This window comes from Streptosporangium sp. NPDC020145, assembly GCF_040631275.1.
Lineage (GTDB): Bacteria > Actinomycetota > Actinomycetes > Streptosporangiales > Streptosporangiaceae > Streptosporangium.
In genome coordinates this window covers 311,972-329,986 of the sequence record NZ_JBEXZT010000001.1, presented here as the reverse complement: position 1 = coordinate 329,986, position 18,015 = coordinate 311,972, and the positions used below count along the sequence as shown (strand labels likewise).

20 protein-coding genes are annotated in these 18,015 nt (G+C 71.1%); 11 read left to right on the top strand and 9 right to left on the bottom strand.

Going from position 1 to position 18,015, the window contains the following annotated elements; genetic code table 11:
• The first annotated feature begins 96 nt into the window (after positions 1-96).
• The gene (gene aceA, locus ABZ463_RS01425; RefSeq protein WP_352009391.1) at positions 97-1,389 is read left to right on the top strand and encodes an isocitrate lyase; all 1,293 of its coding nucleotides are present in this window, start codon (positions 97-99) and stop codon (positions 1,387-1,389) included.
• 152 nt (positions 1,390-1,541) lie between these two features.
• On the opposite strand, the gene mihF is transcribed toward aceA, so the two are convergent.
• Positions 1,542-1,862, bottom strand: coding sequence for an integration host factor, actinobacterial type (gene mihF / locus ABZ463_RS01420; RefSeq protein ID WP_352009390.1), 321 nt, complete (start codon positions 1,860-1,862; stop codon positions 1,542-1,544).
• A gap of 160 nt (positions 1,863-2,022) precedes the next feature.
• Between mihF and ABZ463_RS01415 the strand changes: the two genes are divergently transcribed.
• Together ABZ463_RS01415 and ABZ463_RS01410 are read left to right on the top strand one after the other, a co-directional pair.
• Entirely contained in the window at positions 2,023-2,196 is a 174-nt protein-coding gene (locus ABZ463_RS01415) for a hypothetical protein (RefSeq protein WP_352009389.1), read from the top strand.
• Between the two features lie 313 nt (positions 2,197-2,509).
• A complete protein-coding gene (locus tag ABZ463_RS01410; RefSeq protein ID WP_184714124.1) occupies positions 2,510-2,797 on the top strand; it encodes an HU family DNA-binding protein in 288 nt (95 codons plus the stop codon).
• 32 nt (positions 2,798-2,829) lie between these two features.
• Here ABZ463_RS01410 and ABZ463_RS01405 read toward each other — a convergent pair whose 3' ends face one another.
• Both ABZ463_RS01405 and ABZ463_RS01400 read right to left on the bottom strand, forming a co-directional pair.
• Positions 2,830-3,645, bottom strand: a complete 816-nt coding sequence (locus ABZ463_RS01405) for an ATP-binding cassette domain-containing protein (protein ID WP_352009388.1) — start codon at positions 3,643-3,645, stop codon at positions 2,830-2,832.
• Between the two features lie 57 nt (positions 3,646-3,702).
• Positions 3,703-5,337 (bottom strand): protein kinase, encoded by a 1,635-nt coding sequence (locus tag ABZ463_RS01400; protein WP_352009387.1) that lies wholly within the window; start codon positions 5,335-5,337, stop codon positions 3,703-3,705.
• Between the two features lie 182 nt (positions 5,338-5,519).
• Here ABZ463_RS01400 and ABZ463_RS01395 point away from each other — a divergent pair, with 182 nt between their 5' ends.
• From ABZ463_RS01395 to ABZ463_RS01385, 3 genes are read left to right on the top strand one after another with little or no spacing between them, the layout of a single operon-like run.
• The gene (locus ABZ463_RS01395) at positions 5,520-6,395 is read left to right on the top strand and encodes an ABC-2 family transporter protein (protein ID WP_362771865.1); all 876 of its coding nucleotides are present in this window, start codon (positions 5,520-5,522) and stop codon (positions 6,393-6,395) included.
• A 1-nt stretch (position 6,396) separates the two neighbouring features.
• Positions 6,397-7,185 (top strand): ABC-2 family transporter protein, encoded by a 789-nt coding sequence (locus ABZ463_RS01390; RefSeq protein ID WP_362771863.1) that lies wholly within the window; start codon positions 6,397-6,399, stop codon positions 7,183-7,185.
• A 6-nt stretch (positions 7,186-7,191) separates the two neighbouring features.
• Positions 7,192-7,971: an ATP-binding cassette domain-containing protein gene (locus ABZ463_RS01385; protein WP_362771861.1), complete on the top strand. Its 780-nt coding sequence runs from the start codon at positions 7,192-7,194 to the stop codon at positions 7,969-7,971.
• 206 nt (positions 7,972-8,177) lie between these two features.
• Here the strand turns inward: ABZ463_RS01385 and ABZ463_RS01380 are convergent, their stop codons facing one another.
• Positions 8,178-8,522 (bottom strand): DUF1036 domain-containing protein, encoded by a 345-nt coding sequence (locus ABZ463_RS01380; protein WP_352009383.1) that lies wholly within the window; start codon positions 8,520-8,522, stop codon positions 8,178-8,180.
• Between the two features lie 3 nt (positions 8,523-8,525).
• Complete coding sequence (locus tag ABZ463_RS01375; protein WP_352009382.1) at positions 8,526-8,735, bottom strand: hypothetical protein; 210 nt, start codon at positions 8,733-8,735, stop codon at positions 8,526-8,528.
• 218 nt (positions 8,736-8,953) lie between these two features.
• Here ABZ463_RS01375 and ABZ463_RS01370 point away from each other — a divergent pair, with 218 nt between their 5' ends.
• Positions 8,954-9,514: an MFS transporter gene (locus ABZ463_RS01370; RefSeq protein WP_362771858.1), complete on the top strand. Its 561-nt coding sequence runs from the start codon at positions 8,954-8,956 to the stop codon at positions 9,512-9,514.
• Between the two features lie 71 nt (positions 9,515-9,585).
• Positions 9,586-10,332, top strand: a complete 747-nt coding sequence (locus tag ABZ463_RS01365) for a YcnI family protein (RefSeq protein ID WP_362771856.1) — start codon at positions 9,586-9,588, stop codon at positions 10,330-10,332.
• Between the two features lie 133 nt (positions 10,333-10,465).
• Here the strand turns inward: ABZ463_RS01365 and ABZ463_RS01360 are convergent, their stop codons facing one another.
• From ABZ463_RS01360 to ABZ463_RS01350, 3 genes are all read right to left on the bottom strand, one after another.
• Positions 10,466-11,275, bottom strand: coding sequence for an ABC transporter permease (locus tag ABZ463_RS01360; RefSeq protein WP_352009379.1), 810 nt, complete (start codon positions 11,273-11,275; stop codon positions 10,466-10,468).
• Between the two features lie 262 nt (positions 11,276-11,537).
• Positions 11,538-12,545, bottom strand: coding sequence for an ABC transporter ATP-binding protein (locus ABZ463_RS01355; RefSeq protein WP_362771854.1), 1,008 nt, complete (start codon positions 12,543-12,545; stop codon positions 11,538-11,540).
• 209 nt (positions 12,546-12,754) lie between these two features.
• Entirely contained in the window at positions 12,755-13,873 is a 1,119-nt protein-coding gene (locus ABZ463_RS01350) for a DUF2092 domain-containing protein (RefSeq protein WP_352009377.1), read from the bottom strand.
• Between the two features lie 183 nt (positions 13,874-14,056).
• On the opposite strand from ABZ463_RS01350, the gene ABZ463_RS01345 reads away from it, so the two are divergent.
• Genes ABZ463_RS01345 through ABZ463_RS01335 form a run of 3 tightly spaced genes read left to right on the top strand, consistent with a single transcriptional unit; the run spans position 14,057 to position 16,822 of the window.
• A complete protein-coding gene (locus ABZ463_RS01345) occupies positions 14,057-14,731 on the top strand; it encodes a response regulator transcription factor (RefSeq protein ID WP_352009376.1) in 675 nt (224 codons plus the stop codon).
• Complete coding sequence (locus tag ABZ463_RS01340) at positions 14,721-16,121, top strand: ATP-binding protein (protein WP_362771852.1); 1,401 nt, start codon at positions 14,721-14,723, stop codon at positions 16,119-16,121. The genes ABZ463_RS01345 and ABZ463_RS01340 overlap by 11 nt, the downstream gene beginning before the upstream one ends.
• Before the next feature lie 59 nt (positions 16,122-16,180).
• Entirely contained in the window at positions 16,181-16,822 is a 642-nt protein-coding gene (locus ABZ463_RS01335) for a TetR/AcrR family transcriptional regulator (RefSeq protein WP_362771850.1), read from the top strand.
• Between the two features lie 332 nt (positions 16,823-17,154).
• On the opposite strand, the gene folP is transcribed toward ABZ463_RS01335, so the two are convergent.
• Positions 17,155-17,997: a dihydropteroate synthase gene (gene folP, locus ABZ463_RS01330; protein WP_362771848.1), complete on the bottom strand. Its 843-nt coding sequence runs from the start codon at positions 17,995-17,997 to the stop codon at positions 17,155-17,157.
• Positions 17,998-18,015: the final 18 nt, after the last annotated feature.

Below are 18,015 nucleotides of genomic sequence, written 5' to 3'. Positions count from 1 at the left end.
AATAAAGTTGATTCTTTCGCGATCGGTGACCTGTTCGTCCCTTTCGATGGGGAACACACTCGGTGCAAGGCACCCAGGGGACGACAAGGAGTGACGATGAACGATCGCCTCAAGGGAGCCGCAGACGAGCTGCGGCGAGAGTGGCAGACCGACCCTCGTTGGGCGGGTACCGAGCGGACCTTCACGGCCGAGGACGTGGTTCGACTCCGGGGCTCCGTCCAGGAGGAGCACACTCTCGCCCGGCTCGGTTCCGAGCGGCTTTGGAAACTGCTCCACACCGAGGACTACGTGCACGCCCTCGGCGCGCTGACCGGCAACCAGGCCGTTCAGCAGGTCAAGGCCGGGCTGAAGGCCATATACCTGTCAGGCTGGCAGGTGGCCGCCGACGCCAACCTGGGCGGGCAGACCTACCCCGACCAGAGCCTCTACCCCGCCAACTCGGTTCCGGCCGTGGTGCGCCGCATCAACAACGCGCTGCTGCGCGCCGACCAGATCACCTGGTCGGAGGAGGAGCGCGACGCCCCCCACTGGCTGGCCCCGATCGTGGCCGACGCCGAGGCGGGTTTCGGCGGAGTGCTCAACGCCTTCGAGCTGATGAAGGGCATGATCGCCGCGGGTGCGGCGGGCGTGCACTGGGAGGACCAGCTCGCCTCGGAGAAGAAGTGCGGCCACCTGGGCGGAAAGGTGCTCATCCCCACCGGCCAGCACGTCAAGACGCTCAACGCGGCCCGTCTCGCGGCCGACGTCGCGGGCGTCCCCTCGGTGATCATCGCGCGGACCGACGCCCAGGCCGCGACGCTCCTGACCACCGACGTCGACCCCCGTGACCAGGCCTTCACCACCGGCGAGCGCACCGCGGAGGGGTTCTACCGCGTCCGCAACGGCGTCGCCGCCTGCATCGCACGGGGCCTGGCCTACGCCCCCTACGCCGACCTGCTGTGGATGGAGACCTCGACTCCGGACCTGGACGTCGCCCGCCGGTTCGCCGAGGCCGTCAAGACCGTCTACCCCGACCAGATGCTCGCCTACAACTGCTCGCCCTCGTTCAACTGGAAGAAGCACCTCGACGACTCCACGATCTCCAAGTTCCAGCGCGAGCTGGGGCACATGGGATACAAGTTCCAGTTCATCACGCTGGCGGGCTTCCACTCGCTCAACTACTCGATGTTCGACCTGGCCAGGAGGTACGCCGAGGAGGGCATGACCGCCTATGTCGGCCTCCAGGAGGCCGAGTTCGCCGCGGAGCGACGCGGCTACACCGCCACCCGCCACCAGCGCGAGGTCGGCACCGGATACTTCGACCTGGTCAGCACGGCCGTGGCGCCGGACTCCTCGACCACGGCCCTCAGGGGCTCGACCGAGGAGGAGCAGTTCGAGACGGCTCACTGACCCCTCGGACAAGGGCCCGCCCGGGCGCCTCCAGGGCATGGGATCGCTCCCCGGGCGGGCCCGGCCACCAGGTCGTCGCGTGAGGCCCCGCCGTACGGATCTCCCGAGTCCGTACGGCGGGGCCTTCGCCGTGTTCCGCCTCAGGGCGTCGTTCAGCTCGTCGTCCCGCTCACCAGGGCCCTGATCAGCCTGCGCCGCTGCTGCGCTCCCAGGCCGCCGAGACGGCGGGTCTCGTCGACCTCGGCCCGCTGCATGAGCTGGGCCGCCTTGATGCTGCCGATCCCCGGCAGGGCGCGCAGCGCCTGCGAGACCTTGATGCGCCTGGCGATCTCGTCGTTCCTGGAGAGCAGCTGCTCAAGACTGATCGATCCCGCCTTGACCTCGGCCAGAAGCCTGGCCCTGGCGACACGGGTCTCGGCGGCCTTGGCGAGGGCCGCCTGACGCTGTTCGGGGGTTAGCTTGGGCAGAACCATGTTGATTTCTCCCTGATTACTTGGATTAAGACCGTCTGTTACCCAGAGCACAACGGCTAATCACCGACGGAAGCGGTCAAACCACATGGCTTACGGGACCTATCACGATATGCCCGGTTGGTTACCCCGGCCTTACCTGACTGTTCGTAGCCTCGACTCCATGGGGATCTGGCGAGGGCCGGACGGCATCGAGGTCGAGGCGGTCGTGCTCAACGATCGACCGTGCCTGCGTGTCACCCGGCGGGTCGGCGAACGGCGGGTTCTGCTGGCGTACTGCCTGGACGTGCGCGAGGTCGGCGAGCACGTCGATCTCGCCGAGCTCGTCGCGACATAGGACGACACGGGAGTGGTGGAGGCCGCTCACACGCCCGGCGCGGTTTCACAGATCACGGTCACGTCCGATCCGGTACCCGTGTGAACTTTCACGGCCCGTGAGACGTCCGAGTAGTGGGAGGCCCGAATGGAAGTTCTGGACGGCCTCGTCGACGAAGACCTCCGCCTGGAGCTCATCCTCGTCGAGGCCTTGTACGGGGAAGCGGAACGGCTGGCCGCCCAGTCGGACCGCTGAAGGCCCCAGGTGCCTGCCGTCCCCCCATGGGACGGCAGGCACCTCCCCGACGATGAGGGGAATGGCGTTAACTGTCCCCATGAACAAGCGCGAGCTGATCGAGAAGGCCGCGGCCGAGGCGGGACTCACCAGGAGGCAGACCGCGGCGGCCCTCGAAGCGATCCTGGGAACCATCCAGACAGCCGTCGCGGCCGAGGAGAAGGTCGCGATCCCAGGCTTCGGTTCCTTCGAGATCGTCCACAAACCCGCACGGACCGGCCGTAACCCACAGACCGGGGAACCCCTGGAGATCGCCGAGACCTGGACCGCGAGGTTCAAGCCGAGCCCTGGGTTCATGGGCCTCATCCGCCAGCGCAAGAAGGACTGACCCCACCGGGCGCGAAACCGGCAGGTCCCGCGTCAGCTCCGTACGGCCACAGCCGACCAGCGTCCTTCGTGCCGGCCGACCCGCAGCGGCCTGCCGAAGCAGCCGGACAGGTTCTCCTCCGTCAGCACCCGCTCGACCGGACCCGCCGCGCAGATCCGCGACTCGCGCATCAGCAGAGCGTGGGTCGTGGTCGCGGGCACCTCCTCAAGGTGGTGGGTGACCGTGACCGTGGTCAGCGCGGGCCGGGTCATGGCGAGGCCCTCCACCGCGGTGATCAGGTCCTCCCGGGCCGGAAGGTCGAGCCCGGCGAACGGCTCGTCGAGCAGCAGGAGAACCGGATCGGCCATCAACGCCCTGGCGACGCGGATCCTGGCCCGTTCTCCCTGCGAGCAGACCCGGAAGAGCCGCTCAGCCAGCTCCCCGCAGCCCATCTCGCCCAGCATCCGGTGGGCGCGTTCGTGCTCCTCGGGCCGGTAACGGTCCCACAGCGGGGCGCTCGTGCCGGTGTGACCGGTCAGCACGACCGTGTGGGCGCTCGCGCCCTCCTCCTCAAGCAGTTCCTCGTCGACGAGCCGCTGGCTCGCGGCGACCAGGCCGATGTGGCGGCGCAGTTCCCGCAGGTCCATCCGGCCAAGCCGCTGGCCGAGCACGGTCACCGTGCCCTCCGTCGGATGCCGTACGGCCGCCGCCAGCGACAGCAGAGTCGTCTTGCCCGCGCCGTTCGGCCCGAGCACCACCCAGTGCTCGCCGTACCCGACCCGCCAGTCGACCCCGTCCAGCAACGTCCCACCGACCACCCGGACACCGACGCCGCTCAACTCGACCGCACCCGGCGCGAGTCCGCCCACAGGCCTCCCCCTCCGACTCGACACGCGCCGATCACCCTAACGGACGCCCCGGCGGGATCACTCCCCGGACTTGAGGGCGGGCGCCGCGCTCGACGAGGGGAGGGACGGCGGCACCGCCGTGGAGCCTCCCGTGACGGGGGCGACGCTCTCGCTCCCCCCCACCTGCGGGACCGGGGTGAGGAACGACTTGGACTCACCCGGGCTCGCCGGGCACTCCACGCCCTTGTCCAGGGTGCCCGCGCAGCCGACCGGCTCCTCCGCCTCGGCGGTTTCCCTGGTCCACCGCGGGAGCCGCGACCACCGCGGAAGCCTCGGATAACGCCTCGGATAGTGCTGTGGTCTGGCGAACCCCGGCTCCTCGAAGGCGGGCGGAAGAGCAGGGGGCTCCGTGACGCCGGCCGTGGGTGTGGCGACCGGAGCGGCCGGAACCGCCGAGACGACCGGGACCGCCGACGCCCCCGGGGCCACCGGGGTCGGCGGCGGCGGCCCCTTCGGCGTGGCGGGCCGCCCCGTCTCCCTCCGGGCACGCTCCGCCGGGCTCCCGTGGACCGGTGCGATCACCGCGGGAAGCTCCCCCACCTCGGGATCGGCGTACGGCCTGGCCCCTCCCCTGGCCGCCGCCAAGACCGTGACGGCCGCCATGACGAGGGTGGCCAGCGCCGCGAAACCCGCCTGTGTCCGGTGCGGCCGTCGCTGCGGCACCGTCTTCGCCACCCGGTGGGAGGCGGAACCCGCCCCGACCGAGGGGCGCTCCCCGCCCGCCCCGCTTTCCGCCCTCACCGGGAACGACCCCTGCCCCGCCCCGCCCCGGGGCCACGGCACCGGGGTCCAGATCCACCCGAGCACCTCGGCGACCGCCACGCGGAGATTCCCCGGGGCGCCGACCCCTCCCGCGGCGAGCAACGCGCCGAGCAGGTCGGCGGCGCCCGGCCGCCGCGCGGGATCCTTGGCGAGCGCGGCCTCGACCACCGGGCGCAGCCTCTCGGGAAGACCGGTCAGCTCCGGCGGATCGGCCAGCACGCGGCGGGCCAGCGCCTCGGCGTCCCCCGCGCCGAAGGGATGGGAGCCGGTGGCGGCGTAGGCGACCAGGCATCCCCAGGCGAAGACGTCGGAGGCGGGCAGCGCGGGCCCACCGGTGAGCCGCTCCGGCGCGACCCAGCCGGGACTGCCCATGACCTGCCCCGCCTCGGTGTGCGCGACGAGGGTGTCGACGCCCCTGGCGATGCCGAAGTCGATCAGCCTCGGCCCCTCCTCCGACAGCAGCACGTTGCCCGGCTTGAGATCGCGGTGGACCAGGCCCGCCTCGTGCACCGCGACCAGCGCGGCCGCCACCCCCAGGGCGACGCCGTAGGCGAGGTCGGCGGACAGCGGCCCCACCCGGGCCATCACCTCCGACAGCGCGGGACCGGGGATGTACTCGCAGACGAGGTACTGGCGGTCGCCGTCCACACCGTCCTCGTAGACCCGCGCGGTGCAGAAGGGCACCACCCGCCGGGAGTTGACGATCTCCTCGGCGAAACGCGCGCGCAGGGTGACGTCGCCGAGGTGGGCCGGGTGCGGGGTCTTGAGCGCGACCACGTCCCCGTTCGGACGCTCGGCCAGGTAGACCACGCCCATGCCCCCGGCCCCCAGCCGTCCGAGCAGCCGGTGGCCGCCGACCGCGATCGGATCTCCTGACGTGAGGGGCCGCACGCCGGGCGGCATGCCGTACCTGGGACCAGTTCCGCCACGTGCCATCCTGGTTGAACCTCTCGTGTACGCGATGCGGCACACACACTGTGACGAACCCGGGAGCCCGCCGCCCGCGCCCCAGACCTAAGGGATGCGAAAGGTAAGGGGAATCATCCCTAACGGTAATCAACCTGTGACGCCATGTGACCGAGGAGACGGAAAAACCCGTTGCCCCGATCAAGATCGGCGACAACGATAGGACGGTTGTCCCGACGCTTCCCGGGGAGGCCGCCTTCCTTCTCTACCTTCACATCGCCTGGTACGGCTTCCGCCGCCACTTCGCCTACCGGTCCGCCGCCCTCGCCGGGGCCTTCACCAACACCGTCTTCGGCATCCTGCGCGCCTACGTGCTGATCGCCCTGTGGACCGCCCGGCCCGGCCTGGCGGGCTACGACCTCGCCGACGCCGTGACCTTCTGCTTCCTCAGCCAGGCCTTCATCGGGCCGATGCAGGTCTTCGGCGGAGGTCTGCAGCTGGCCGAACGCGTACGCAACGGAGACGTGGCCGTCGACCTCGTCCGTCCGGCCTCGCTACAGCTGTGGAGCCTCTCCGACGACGTGGGCAGGGCCGCCCACCTGTTCCTGCTGCGCAGCCTGCCGCCGACGGTCGTCGGCGCGGTGCTCTTCGAACTGGTCCTGCCCCCCGGCCCCGCCGCCTGGCTCTCCTTCGCCGCGGGCTTCGCACTCGGGGTCGTCGTCAGTTTCGCCTGGCGCTATCTCATCGCGCTCTCCGCCTGCTGGCTCGTCGACGACAGGGGCGCGCAGTCGTTGTCACTGGTCCTGACGTTCTTCTTCAGCGGCATGGTTCTGCCGCTGAACCTGTTCCCCGGCTGGCTCGGCGACCTCGCCCGCGTGCTGCCCTGGTCGGCGATGGTCCAGGTCCCCGCCGACCTCTACCTCGGCAAGCGCGACATCCTCGACGCCCTGGGCTTCCAGGCCGCCTGGGCGGTCGCCCTGCTCACCCTCGGCGCCCTGGCGACCTCCGCCGCCCGCCGCAAGGTCGTGATCCAGGGTGGTTGACATGGTCAGGACCTATCTCCTGCTCGCCTGGACCTGGCTGCGAGCCTCCGCCCAGTATCCGGGGCCGCTGATCACGATGGCCGTGAGCTCGTTCGCCATCAACATGCTCGACGTCCTGGCGATCTGGGTGATCTTCGAACACACCCGCTCGCTCGCCGGATTCGGCCTGTCCGAGGTCATGTTCCTGTACGGCACGTCGAGCCTGGCCTTCGGGGTGAGCGACATGCTCTTCGGCAACCTGGACCGGCTCAGCCAGCACATCAGGACGGGCGGGTTCGACACCATGCTCATCCGTCCGGCGAGCGCCTTCGTCCAGATGGCCGTCGACCGCTTCAGTGTGCACCGCTTCGGCAGGGTCACCCAGGCCGCGGTCGTGCTCGCCATCGCCCTGCCGGGGCTCGACCTGCCCTGGGACAGGGCCTGGGCGATCCCGCCGATGATCCTGTGCGGAATCGTCATCTTCTCCTCTCTCTTCGCCCTGGCCGGCGCGGCGCAGTTCCTGCTGACCGACGCGCCCGAGGTGGCCAACGCCTTCACCTACGGCGGCAACGCGCTCACCCAGTACCCGCTGAACGTCTACAGCCGCGACCTCGTCAGAGGAGTCACCTTCGTCGTGCCACTGGCCTTCGTGAACTGGCAGCCCACACTGTTCGTGCTGGACCGGCCCGACCCGCTCGGCCTGCCGTACTGGCTGCGTTTCGCCTCCCCGCTCGCCGCGCTGACGCTGGCCGCCGTCGCCGCGTTCGCCTGGCGGGCGGGCGTCCGCCGCTACCGCTCGACAGGGAGCTGACACGACATGATCGAGGTTCAGGGAGTCGGCCGCTCGTTCACCGTCGGCCGCCGCAGCGCGCGTAAGACGGTGCACGCCGTACGGGACCTGTCGTTCACGGTCGGGGCCGGGGAGTTCGTCGGCTATCTCGGGCCGAACGGCGCGGGCAAGTCGACCACCATCAAGATGCTCACCGGCATTCTCGCGCCGACCGCGGGTCGCATCGAGGTGGCCGGGTTCGACCCGGCCCGGCGTCGTACGGCTCTCGCGCGCAGGATCGGCGTGGTCTTCGGCCAGCGGACCACCCTGTGGTGGGACCTGCCGCTGCGGGACAGCTTCGAACTGATCCGGCACCTTTACAAAGTAGATCGTGTTGTCTTCCGGGAGAGGCTTGAGGAGTTGTCCTGCCTGCTCGGCCTGGAGTCCTTCATGACCACCCCGGTCCGCCAGCTCAGCCTGGGGCAGCGCATGCGCGGTGACGTCACCGCGGCCCTGCTGCACGACCCCGCCGTGCTCGTGCTCGACGAGCCGACCATCGGCCTGGACGTGGTCAGCAAGGCCGCCATGCGGGATTTCCTGAGCCGCCGCAACGCCGAGCACGGCACCACCGTCCTGCTCACCACCCACGACCTGGGCGACATCGAGCGGCTCTGCCGCCGGGTGATGCTCATCGACCACGGCCGCCTGACGTTCGACGGCACCCTCGACGACCTGCGCGCGACCGTTCCCGAGGAGAAGTCCATCGAGGACGTGGTCGCCCGTCTCTACACCGGCGGAACCGCGCCGGCCGCGGAACCGTCCGGCTGAGCGTCGTCGCGGGGACGGTGACCGGCCCGCTCTGGGAACGGGCCGGTCACCGGCTCGCGGCTGGACGCCGCCGGGGAGCGGGACGCCGGGGCGCAGGCACCGGCGCGGAGCCGGGGACGTCCGTCACCGCGGGCGACGCCCGACGCGCGCGCCCCAGCGGTCAGGGGGATGGGAGCGCACGCCGGGCTGGAGGGGTGGGTCCGGGGTCAGGCCGTGAGATTGACGTAGTAGCTGGAGTAACCGTTCAGATCGACCAGGCGGGCGCCGACCCGCCGCGCGGCGGTGCTGCCGACGTTCAGGCAGGAGTCGAAGGCGTCCCGGTAGACGTAGAACGGGCCGTGGGAGCCGGTCCACACCGCGCCGTCGGCGGCCTCGGCGTAGAAGGCGGCATAGCGGTTGCCCGTGTTGAGGACGTAGGCCTCACCACCCGGGTCGACGGCCCACCAGCCCCGGGTGCCCCACTGCCCCTGGTCGCGGCAGTCGTCCGGGCTGTAGAACATGATCGCGATCCATGCCCTGGCGGTGTAGCGGTTGCGGAAGTGCAGCTCCATGACCTATCCCTCCGGCTCCGCGAAGCGCTGGGTCAGCGGCCTGCCGTCCGGCCGCTCCTCGGCCAGCGGGGGCAGGTGGCCACCGGCGCCCGTCGTGGCGGTGACGCCCTCGGCGGCGCCCGGGCGCGCGTCGGTCTCACCGACGCGCGATCCCGTCTCTCCGGCGAACGCCACCCGGGGGTCGGGGCGACGCTCGGTGCCGTTGTCGGGCATGCCTCACCTCTGTCTCGCGAGTACGTAGAGTGATCGGTAAACAACGTACAGTTACGCAACGGGTGTGTAAAGAGGAGTTCCGGCGCATCCGACGCCCACGGCGCCACATTCCGGGCAGAGTCCGGAAAGATCTTCTCCGGGCCGTCCGCGCCCCGGCTTTCGCGTCCGTGCCCGGCCGTGAGCCCGGAACGGCGGGGGAGGCCGGAGCGTGAGAGCATATGGGCGTCATGCATGCCCGCCTCCCGTTACGCCTCATGCGCACGGCCGCCTTCTCGGCCGTCTGCGTGACGCTCGCCGTGCTCGGCCACCTGGCCGCGGGCGGCTCGGGGCCCGAGTCGTGGGCGGTCGCGGCCGGTGGCGCCACGGTCATGGCGTTGGCGGCGGCGCTGGCCGGTCGTGAACGGTCGGCGACGACGATCGGCGTGACCCTGTCCGGCATGCAACTGTTCCTACACGAACTGTTCGCCTTCGACGACCCCTCGGGGATCTCGCTGGCCGTACACGGCCACGGCGGCAGGCTGGGCGAGGGCCTCGGCATGATCATCGCGCACCTCACCGCGACGCTGATCACCGGCTGGTGGCTGTCACGCGGCGAGGCCGCCCTGTGGGCGCTGCTGCGCGCCGCCGGACGGCGGCTCGGCGCGGCTCTGCGCCTGCTCCCGCTGCCCTCGATCCCCGCTCCTGCGCGCACGGTGCCCGCCACCGTCGCCCCCGTCCCCGCCAGGCGGCTGCTCCGCCATACCGTCAGCAGACGCGGTCCTCCACTTCCCGCCGTCTGAGATCACCTGACACCTGTGTCACCTGTCACCGCCGGAACAGAACACGAAGTATCGAAGTGGAGTCTCCAAGCATGTCCCTTTCCTCAGTGTGCCGCCGTGCCGCCGCCGTGACCGCCGGCGCCGTCGCGCTCACCATCGGCCTGGCGCTGCCCGCCCTCGCGCACGTGAGCATCAACCCGGGAACCGCGGAACAGGGCGGGTTCACCAAGGTCGCCTTCCGGGTGCCGAACGAGCGTGACAACGCCTCGACCGAGAAGGTCGAGGTGGAGTTCCCCACCGACCACCCGCTGCCGTTCGTCTCGGTCAAGCCGGTACCCGGCTGGGACGTCAAGGTGGTAACCGGCAAGCTTCCCAAGCCGGTGACGACCGAGTACGGCGAGATCACCGAGGCCGTCACGAAGGTCACCTGGTCGGGCGGGAAGATCGGCCCCAGCCAGTTCCAGGAGTTCGAGGTCTCCATGGGGATGCTCCCCAAGGACACCGACCAGCTCACCTTCCCCACCACCCAGACCTACACCGGTGGTGAGGTCGTCAAGTGGGCCGACCCGCCCAAGGCCGACGGCTCCGAGGCCGACCGCCCGGTCCCGACCCTGAGGCTCACCCCCTCGACCGGGGGTGACGAGCACGGCGCCGGAGCGGCCAGCCCGTCCGCCACGGCCACCGTGGCCGCCCACGAGTCCGAGGCCGCCAAGCCCGCCGCGCAGGCGTCCTCCTCGGACGGCACCGCACGGCTGCTGGGCGGGGTCGGCCTGCTGGCCGGAGTCGTGGGCGTCGTGGTCGGCGTGCTCGGCCTGCGCCGTGGAGGACGCGCCTCCTGACCCGCCGGTGAGGCGCTCCGGCGGGAGGCTCGTGGAGAGGCTTCCGCGGAGAGGCCTCGGCGGAGACGAGAACAGACGGCGGGGGCCCGCGGATCGATTCCGCGGGCCCCCGCCTCCGTCTCCCCAGACCGGGTCAGCCGCTGATGTCCTTGCCGCTGAACCTGGCCCACGCGATCGAACCGAAGATCACGATGTAGGCGCCGAACACCAGCAGCCCCTGTCCCATCTCCCCGGTGGCGACCGGGTCTCGCAACACCCCGTCGAAACCGCTCCACCAGCTCGACAGCAGGTACGGCCGCAGCCCGGACAACTGCGGGATGACCCCGAGCACCTGGGCGACGATGACCAGCACCACGGTCGCGGCGATGGCGCCGATGGCGATCTCCGTCAGCGTCGAGAACGCCAGCGAGATCGCCGCCAGCGCCGCCATTCCCGCCGCGACGTACAGCACGACGAGCCCGATCCTCAGCAGCCCTTCGGCCATGGGGATCGTCCCGCCGGACAGCAGGGTGATCGGCCCCGCCGGGAACAACAGCAGCCCGGTGAGCAGCGCCGACGACGCGACCGCCGCCACGGCCGCCAGGCAGAAGATCACCGCGTTGGCGTACTTGACCACCAGCAGCCTGGTGCGGCCCACCGGAACCGCCAGCAGGTAGCGCAGCGTGCCGATGCCCGCCTCCCCCGCGATCGAGTCCCCGGCGACCACCGCGACCGAGACCGGCAGCAGCAACTGCACCAGCAGGGAGAGCGCGGCGAAGGTGAGGAACAGCCCGTTGCCGGTGATCTGGGTGAAGACGCCGGGAGCGCCGTCACCGGGCTCGGGTCCGCCGAACGCCCTGAGCGCGACGCCGAGCAGCACCGGCACCAGGACGAGCACCCCCAGCATGGCGAGGTTCCTCGGCCTGCGGAAGGTCAGCCCGACCTCGGAGAAGAGGAAGCGCATGAGACCGCGCCTCTTTGCGACGCCTTCGGCGTCGCGGGCTTGGGCGCTTTCGGGTCGGCGCTTTCCCTCGTCGTTCGTCCGCTGCGCTCCCTCACTCCTCAGTCCAAGCGCCGACGCGCCCAAGCCGGAGTCCTCCGCGCTGTCTTCCTTGGTGCGGGTCAGGCCGGGGGTGGGGCCTTCTAAGGCGTCGGTTTCGGAGGGCGGGGTGTCCTTCTCTCGGGTGTTCTGGGGGGCGGTCATTGTCTGGTTCGGGGAACCCTTCTCAGCCGGCGACATCGAAACCCTCTCCGGTCAGGCCGACGAACACGTCCTCAAGACTTGGGCGGCGTACGGCCAGGCCGCGCACCGCGACACCGGCGGTGACCAGTTCGGCGCAGATCCGCTCGGCGGCCTTCTCGCCCAGTTCCGCGCTCACCTCGTCCTCACGGTCCTCGCCGAGCCGTACTCCCGCCAGGCCCAGATCCGCCAGCACGGCCGCCGCGGCCGCGACGTCCGGTGTCTCGACGCTGATCCTGACCGCCTCCGCGGCTCTGAGGGTGGCCAGAGGACCCTGGGCGGCCAGCCGTCCGGCCCGCATCACGGCCACGTGGGAACACATCTGCTCGATCTCGGCCAGCAGGTGGGAGGAGACGAACACGGTCGTGCCCTCCGCCGCGATCTCCTTGACCAGGCCGCGCACCTCCCTGGTGCCCTGCGGGTCGAGGCCGTTGGTCGGCTCGTCGAGGATCAGCAGTTCCCTGGGCCGCAGCAACGCGGCGGCGATCGCCAGGCGCTGACGCATGCCGAGGGAGTAGGCGCGGTAACGCTTGCGGGCGGCGGCCGTGAGCCCGACCCTTTCGAGGGCCTCACCGATCCTGGCCGAGGCGGTACGGGGATCGACCGTGAGGTCGGCCGCGTCGTAGCGGCGCAGATTGGCCTCACCGGACAGGTAGGGATAGAAGGACGGCCCCTCCACCAGCGCGCCCACCCTCGGCAGCGCCGTCCGCAGGCCGTCCGGCATGGCGGTGCCGAGCAGTTCCCAGCCGCCCTCCGAGGGGGCGACCAGGCCGAGGAGCATACGGATCGTCGTGGTCTTTCCCGAGCCGTTGGGGCCGAGGAACCCGAAGACGCTTCCCTTCGGCACGGCAAGGTCCAGGTGGTCGACGGCCACCTGGCCGCCCCTGAAGCGTTTGGTCAGTCCGCGGGTGACGATCGAGTAGTCCTCCGTGCGGGCCTCGGGAGGCACGGCGGAGGAAGCGGAGGAGGATCTGTCCTCCTGGACGGTCAGCATGGCTCTCCCATCGTCGCCTGTGTCGTCTCCGCCTTCGAGCGCGACGGCCCTCCGCTCGCGGCGTCGTTCCTGGGGCGTGGCCCGGCGGGCCGGAGGGCGGGTACGGCCCCGCTCCGCCCCGCCGGAGTCCCGGTCCCGGCCCCGGGAGACGTGGGCGCGTCCCCCGGGGCCGGCCGCCGGGAGTCATGACCCTCCCGGCGTCCCGTTCGTCAGCTCGCCGCCGCTTCCTGCAGCCTCTCCGGGGTGACCGCGCCGACCAGCAGGCGGCCGTCGTCGGTCAGCAGCGCCGAGAGCAGCTTGCTCTGGATGACCCTGCCGCTGCCCCACGGCCCGCTGACCTGCTTGGCCGACCTCAGCAGGGCGTCCGCGAGGGCGTTCGCGTTCCCCGCCGGGCCGTCCGCGTCCTGGGACCGGTTCGCGCCGAGGTCCTTGACGGAGAAGGGAAGCACCGCGACCGAGGTCCAGCCCTGCCCGACGACCTTGGCCCTGCCCTTCAGCGCCCGTTCCCGTTCCTGCCTGGCCCGGTCCTGCTCGCTGAACTCGTCGGCGGCCCGCTCGGTCACCTTCGCCCCCGCGGGCGGGGTGAAGGTGAAGTTCTCCGCGGCGGGCGGGGTGAACGTGACCGAGGTGAAACCGACCTCGAAGGCCGGCTCGGCGGCGCTCTTGGCGTAGACCTGCACCCGCAGGGGGACGAAGGTCTCCCCGTCGAGCGCCAGCTTGACCTCCTTGACCAGGGACGCGCCGTCCTTGGGAGCCAGGACGAGCTGGTAGGCGGGGCGGTCGGCGACCCGCTCGGTGTTGCTCACGCTCACCACGGTGTCCGTGGCCGCCCTGCTCAGCACCTGCTGCGCGGCCTGCTGCGGAGTGGTCGCGGAGGGAAGCGCGGTGGCGTGCTTGTCCTGCGCCTCGGGGTCCACCCCGTTGATCCGGGTGGCCTCGTTGTCCTCGCTGCGCCACAGCCAGACCTGGTCGCCGTTGACGATCAGGTCGGTCTCGCTCATCTTGCCCGGAAGAGCCAGCCTGAGCCGGTCCGCGCCGCCGTACCAGACCTTGAGCTCGTGTGAGCCCGCCAGCAGGGCGGCGGGTGAGGAGCCGCCCATGCCCGAGATCTCCGGCAGGCCGGGAAGTCCCAGGGAGGCTGTCTGAATGACGGTGCCCGACATGGGCTTCATGCCGGACCGGGAGGCCGTGGCGGCGTCGGCGAGCAGCTGCTGCGCCGTACGCGCGGGGAGTGTGGGCTCCCCCTGGACGGCTGCGATGACCGGGCCCGCTCCGATGGCCGCGGCTACCACCGCGATCGCAGCGACCGGCACACCCCATCTCGTCACGCGGCTTCGCCTTGTTCGTTCAGACATGTCACTCCTTTACGGTAGTGCGTCGATCGTTTCTGAAGGCAGCTTGCGTGACCGTTCCTGTGCCGGAGCTGAGACAGACTGAGAGGTCTCACAGGTTCTCAGCGGTCTCTCAGTGCCGCTGGCCGAAGATGGGGGCGAAGGCGGAGGTGGTGGGGGATGCGGGTTCTCGTCGTTGAGGACGAGCGGCGGATGGCCGCGGCGCTCCAGCGCGGGCTGCAGGCCGAGGGGTTCGCGGTCGACCTCGCGCATGACGGCGAGGAGGGACTGCACCTGGCCAGGGTCGGCGACTACGACGTGGTCGTGCTGGACATCATGCTGCCGAGGATCTCCGGCTACAACGTCTGCAAGCAGTTGCGGGCCGAGGAGAACTGGGTGCCGATCCTGATGCTGTCGGCGAAGGACGGCGAGTACGACATGGCCGACGGCCTCGATCTGGGCGCCGACGACTACCTGACCAAGCCGTTCTCCTACGTCGTGCTGGTCGCCAGGCTCAGGGCTCTGCTGCGCCGGGGCGCGAACCGGCGCCCCGCCGTGCTGCGGGCCGGTGACCTGACCCTGGACCCCGCGCGGCGCCGTGTTTCCAGGGGGCAGCAGCCGATCGAGCTGACGCCCAGGGAGTTCGCCCTCCTGGAGTACCTCATGCGCCACCACGACGAGGTGGTCTCCAAGTCCGAGATCCTGGAACACGTGTGGGACACCTTCGACACCGACCCCAACGTGGTCGAGGTCTACGTGGGCTACCTGCGCCGCAAGGTCGACGCGCCGTTCTCCAGGAACGCGCTGCAGACCGTCAGGGGGGCCGGGTACCGGCTCGCGGGCGATGGCGGCTGACCCGCGCACGCGGGGCGGGCGCCGTACGGCCGGTTGGTGGCGGCGCAAGAGCCTGCGTTTCCGGCTGACCGCGGTCGCCTCCGCCGTGCTCGCGCTCGCGCTGGTCGTCTCGGCGTACGTGATGGTCGGCGTGCTGGGCCAGGCGCTGATCACCACCATCGACGACGCGATCTACCAGCGGGCGCGAGACACGGTCTCGCTGGCCGACGCCGGGCGGCTGCCGGACGAGCTGACCACCTCGGACGGCACGCTGCTGCAGGTGATCGACGGCCGGGGGCGGATCACCCACGCGACCACCGGCACCGACCGGCTGGTGCCGCTGCTGAGCGCGTCCGAGCGGGCCGCCGCGATCACCAAGGGAAGGGCGCGGTTCGTCAACGGCGAGCCGTACGGCATCCCGCATCTGCTTCGGGTACGGGTGCTCAGCGCGGACCGGGGGCAGAGTGTGATCTCGGCGCGCTCGTTCCGTGAGGTGGAGACCAGCCTCAGTACGGCCGGTCACGTGCTGGTCGTCGGCACGCCGCTGCTGCTCGTGCTGCTCGCCGGCGCCAGCTGGGTGATCATCGGCAGGACGCTGCGTCCCATCGCCGCGCTGCGCAGGGGCGCGGACGAGATCACCGACACCGCGCGTTCCAGGCGGCTGCCGGTGCCCGAGGCCAGGGACGAGGTGCACAGCCTCGCCACCACCCTCAACGACATGCTGACCAGGCTCGAACAGGCCGACGCGCGGCAGCGGTCCCTGGTCTCCGACGCGGCGCACGAGCTGCGCAGCCCGCTGGCCAGCATCCGTCTCCAGCTTGAGGTCGCGCTCGGCCATCCCGAGGGGCAGGACTGGCGGGAGACGGCCGAGGGCGTGCTTGAGGACACCATGCGCCTGTCCAGGCTGGCCGAGGACCTGCTCGCCCTGGCCAGGCTCGACGAGCGGGGCGGCCCCGCCCGCAGGGAGCCCGTCGAACTGGAGCAGCTCATCCAGCAGACCGTCGAGCGCTACGGCGAGGCCGTCACCGTACGGCTGCCCGCCCCGGCGGGCGACTTCCCCACGAGGGCGGCCGTGGTGACGGGCGACGCTCTCGACCTGGGGCGCGTGCTGGTCAACCTCGTGGACAACGCGCTGCGGTACACCTCGGCCCCGGTGGTGGTCGAGTTGCGCGTCGAGGGCGCGGACGCGGTGCTGACCGTCACCGACGACGGCCCCGGCGTCCCCGAACCGGACAGGGAACGGGTCTTCGACCGTTTCACCCGGCTGGACAGCGCGCGCAGCCGTGACGAGGGCGGTTCCGGGCTCGGCCTGGCGATCGTCAGGGAGACGGTCAACGCCCACGGCGGCGCGGTGCACCTGGAGGATGCCTCGCCTGGTTTACGGGCAGTTGTACGACTTCCGCTATCTTGACCGACGCTTGTCCATCATGTGCTTGGCCGGGAAGGGCCCGGAGACCTAGCGTCACTTTCATGACTTCCGCTGACGGCGGCGAGCGGGAGCTGATCCTGCGGGTCGCGACGCGGCTCTTCGCCGCCCTTGGCTACGACGGAACCTCGACCAGCCAGATCACCGAGGCCGCCGGGGTCGACGTCGCCACGCTCAACGAGCACTTCGGCGGCAAGCGGGAGCTGTACCTCGCGGTCCTGGAACGCGCCCACCTGGCCGACCTCGACCAGACAGAGAGGGCAATCGCCGAGATCTCCGCCGCGCCTCCGGGAGACCCCTTACGGGAGCCCGCGAGGGCCGTGCACCGCCTTCTCGACAGCTACATCGACTTCTGCGTCGAGAACCCGGACCTCGGCGCGCTGTGGATGCACCGCTGGCTGTCCGACGCCAGCGACGTCACCGAGCCGGAGCGGCAGTACGTCCAGCCGATGGTCCGGCGCATCAGCGAGACCCTGCGGTCCCTGGCTCCGGGTTCGGCGGATGTGATGTTCACGGTCTGGACGGTGACGTGGTCGGCGCACGTCTTCTCCCGTGCCGGGGTGCTCGACGAGGAAGGCAACCACTGGAACCCCGGCGACCCGGAGATCCTGCGCCGTTTCCGCGCCTACATGCACGACGTGGTGCACCACGCCCTCGGCCTGCCGGGTGACCCGCCTCCGTCGTGAGCGAGGGCCGTGACCTTCGGTCCCCTCCGGCGGACGGTATGCGACGGACCAGATAACAAATCGATTTACCCCGGTCAGGATATTGCGGTAAACCCGTCGCGGGTTCACGATGGGGACGCTCACTTGTGCCTCTTCCGGGGCGCCGGGGCACCCCCGGCGGGCGAGACCGTCAGCACGAGCCAGGCATGTGTTCCCAGGCCTGCGGGACGGACCGTCCGCCGCCGTCGCGGGACCGCCCGCGGACAGGACCCATCGAAAGGCGAGGTGCGCCCCCGCCTCGCGATCGGGCCACCCGTTCCCCCCACGGGTGGCCCGATCCCATTCCGGTCCTCTCAGAGACCTGATCCGCGCAGTCCGGAGACGACGGCGAGGGCGTCACGGGCGGAGGCGGCGTCGTGGACCCGGAAGACCCGGGCGCCCTGCCAGGCGGAGACCGCGAGGGTGGCGATGGTCCCGGCGTGCCGCTCGTTGACAGGCAGCCCGCCGAGGGTCTCGCCGACGAAGTCCTTGTTGGAGACCGCGACGAGCACCGGCCAGCCGGTGCCGACCATCTCGCCGAGGCGACGGCTGATCTCCAGGGAGTGCCGGGTGTTCTTGCCGAAGTCGTGCGCCGGGTCGATGAGGATCGACTCTCTGGCGACCCCGGCGGCGGCCGCCCGCTCGGCGAGGCCGACGGTGTGCTCGACGACGTCGGCGACCACGTCGTCGTAGGCGATGCGGTGCGGGCGGGTGCGCGGGGTCACGCCTCCCGCGTGCGCGCACACCAGCCCGATGCCGTGTCTGGCCGCGACGTCGGCCAGGCCGGGATCGACTCCGCCCCAGGTGTCGTTGAGCAGGTCGGCGCCGGCCTCGGCGACGACCTCGCCGACCTCGGCGCGCCAGGTGTCGACGCTGACGACCAGATCGGGGTGACGGTCCCTGACCGCCGCGACCAGGCCGGCCACCCGGCGGATCTCCTCCGCGGGGTCCACCTCGTCGCCCGGTCCCGCCTTGACACCGCCGATGTCCACGATGTCCGCGCCGCCCTCGACGGCCCCGTCGACGGCCTTGAGCGCGGCCTCGAAGCCGTAGGTCCTGCCCCTGTCGTAGAAGGAGTCGGGGGTGCGGTTGACCACCGCCATGATCGCGAATTCGCCGGGCCGGAACTCACGGCCTCGCAGGCGCAAGATAGTCATCGATACCGAGCCTATCGG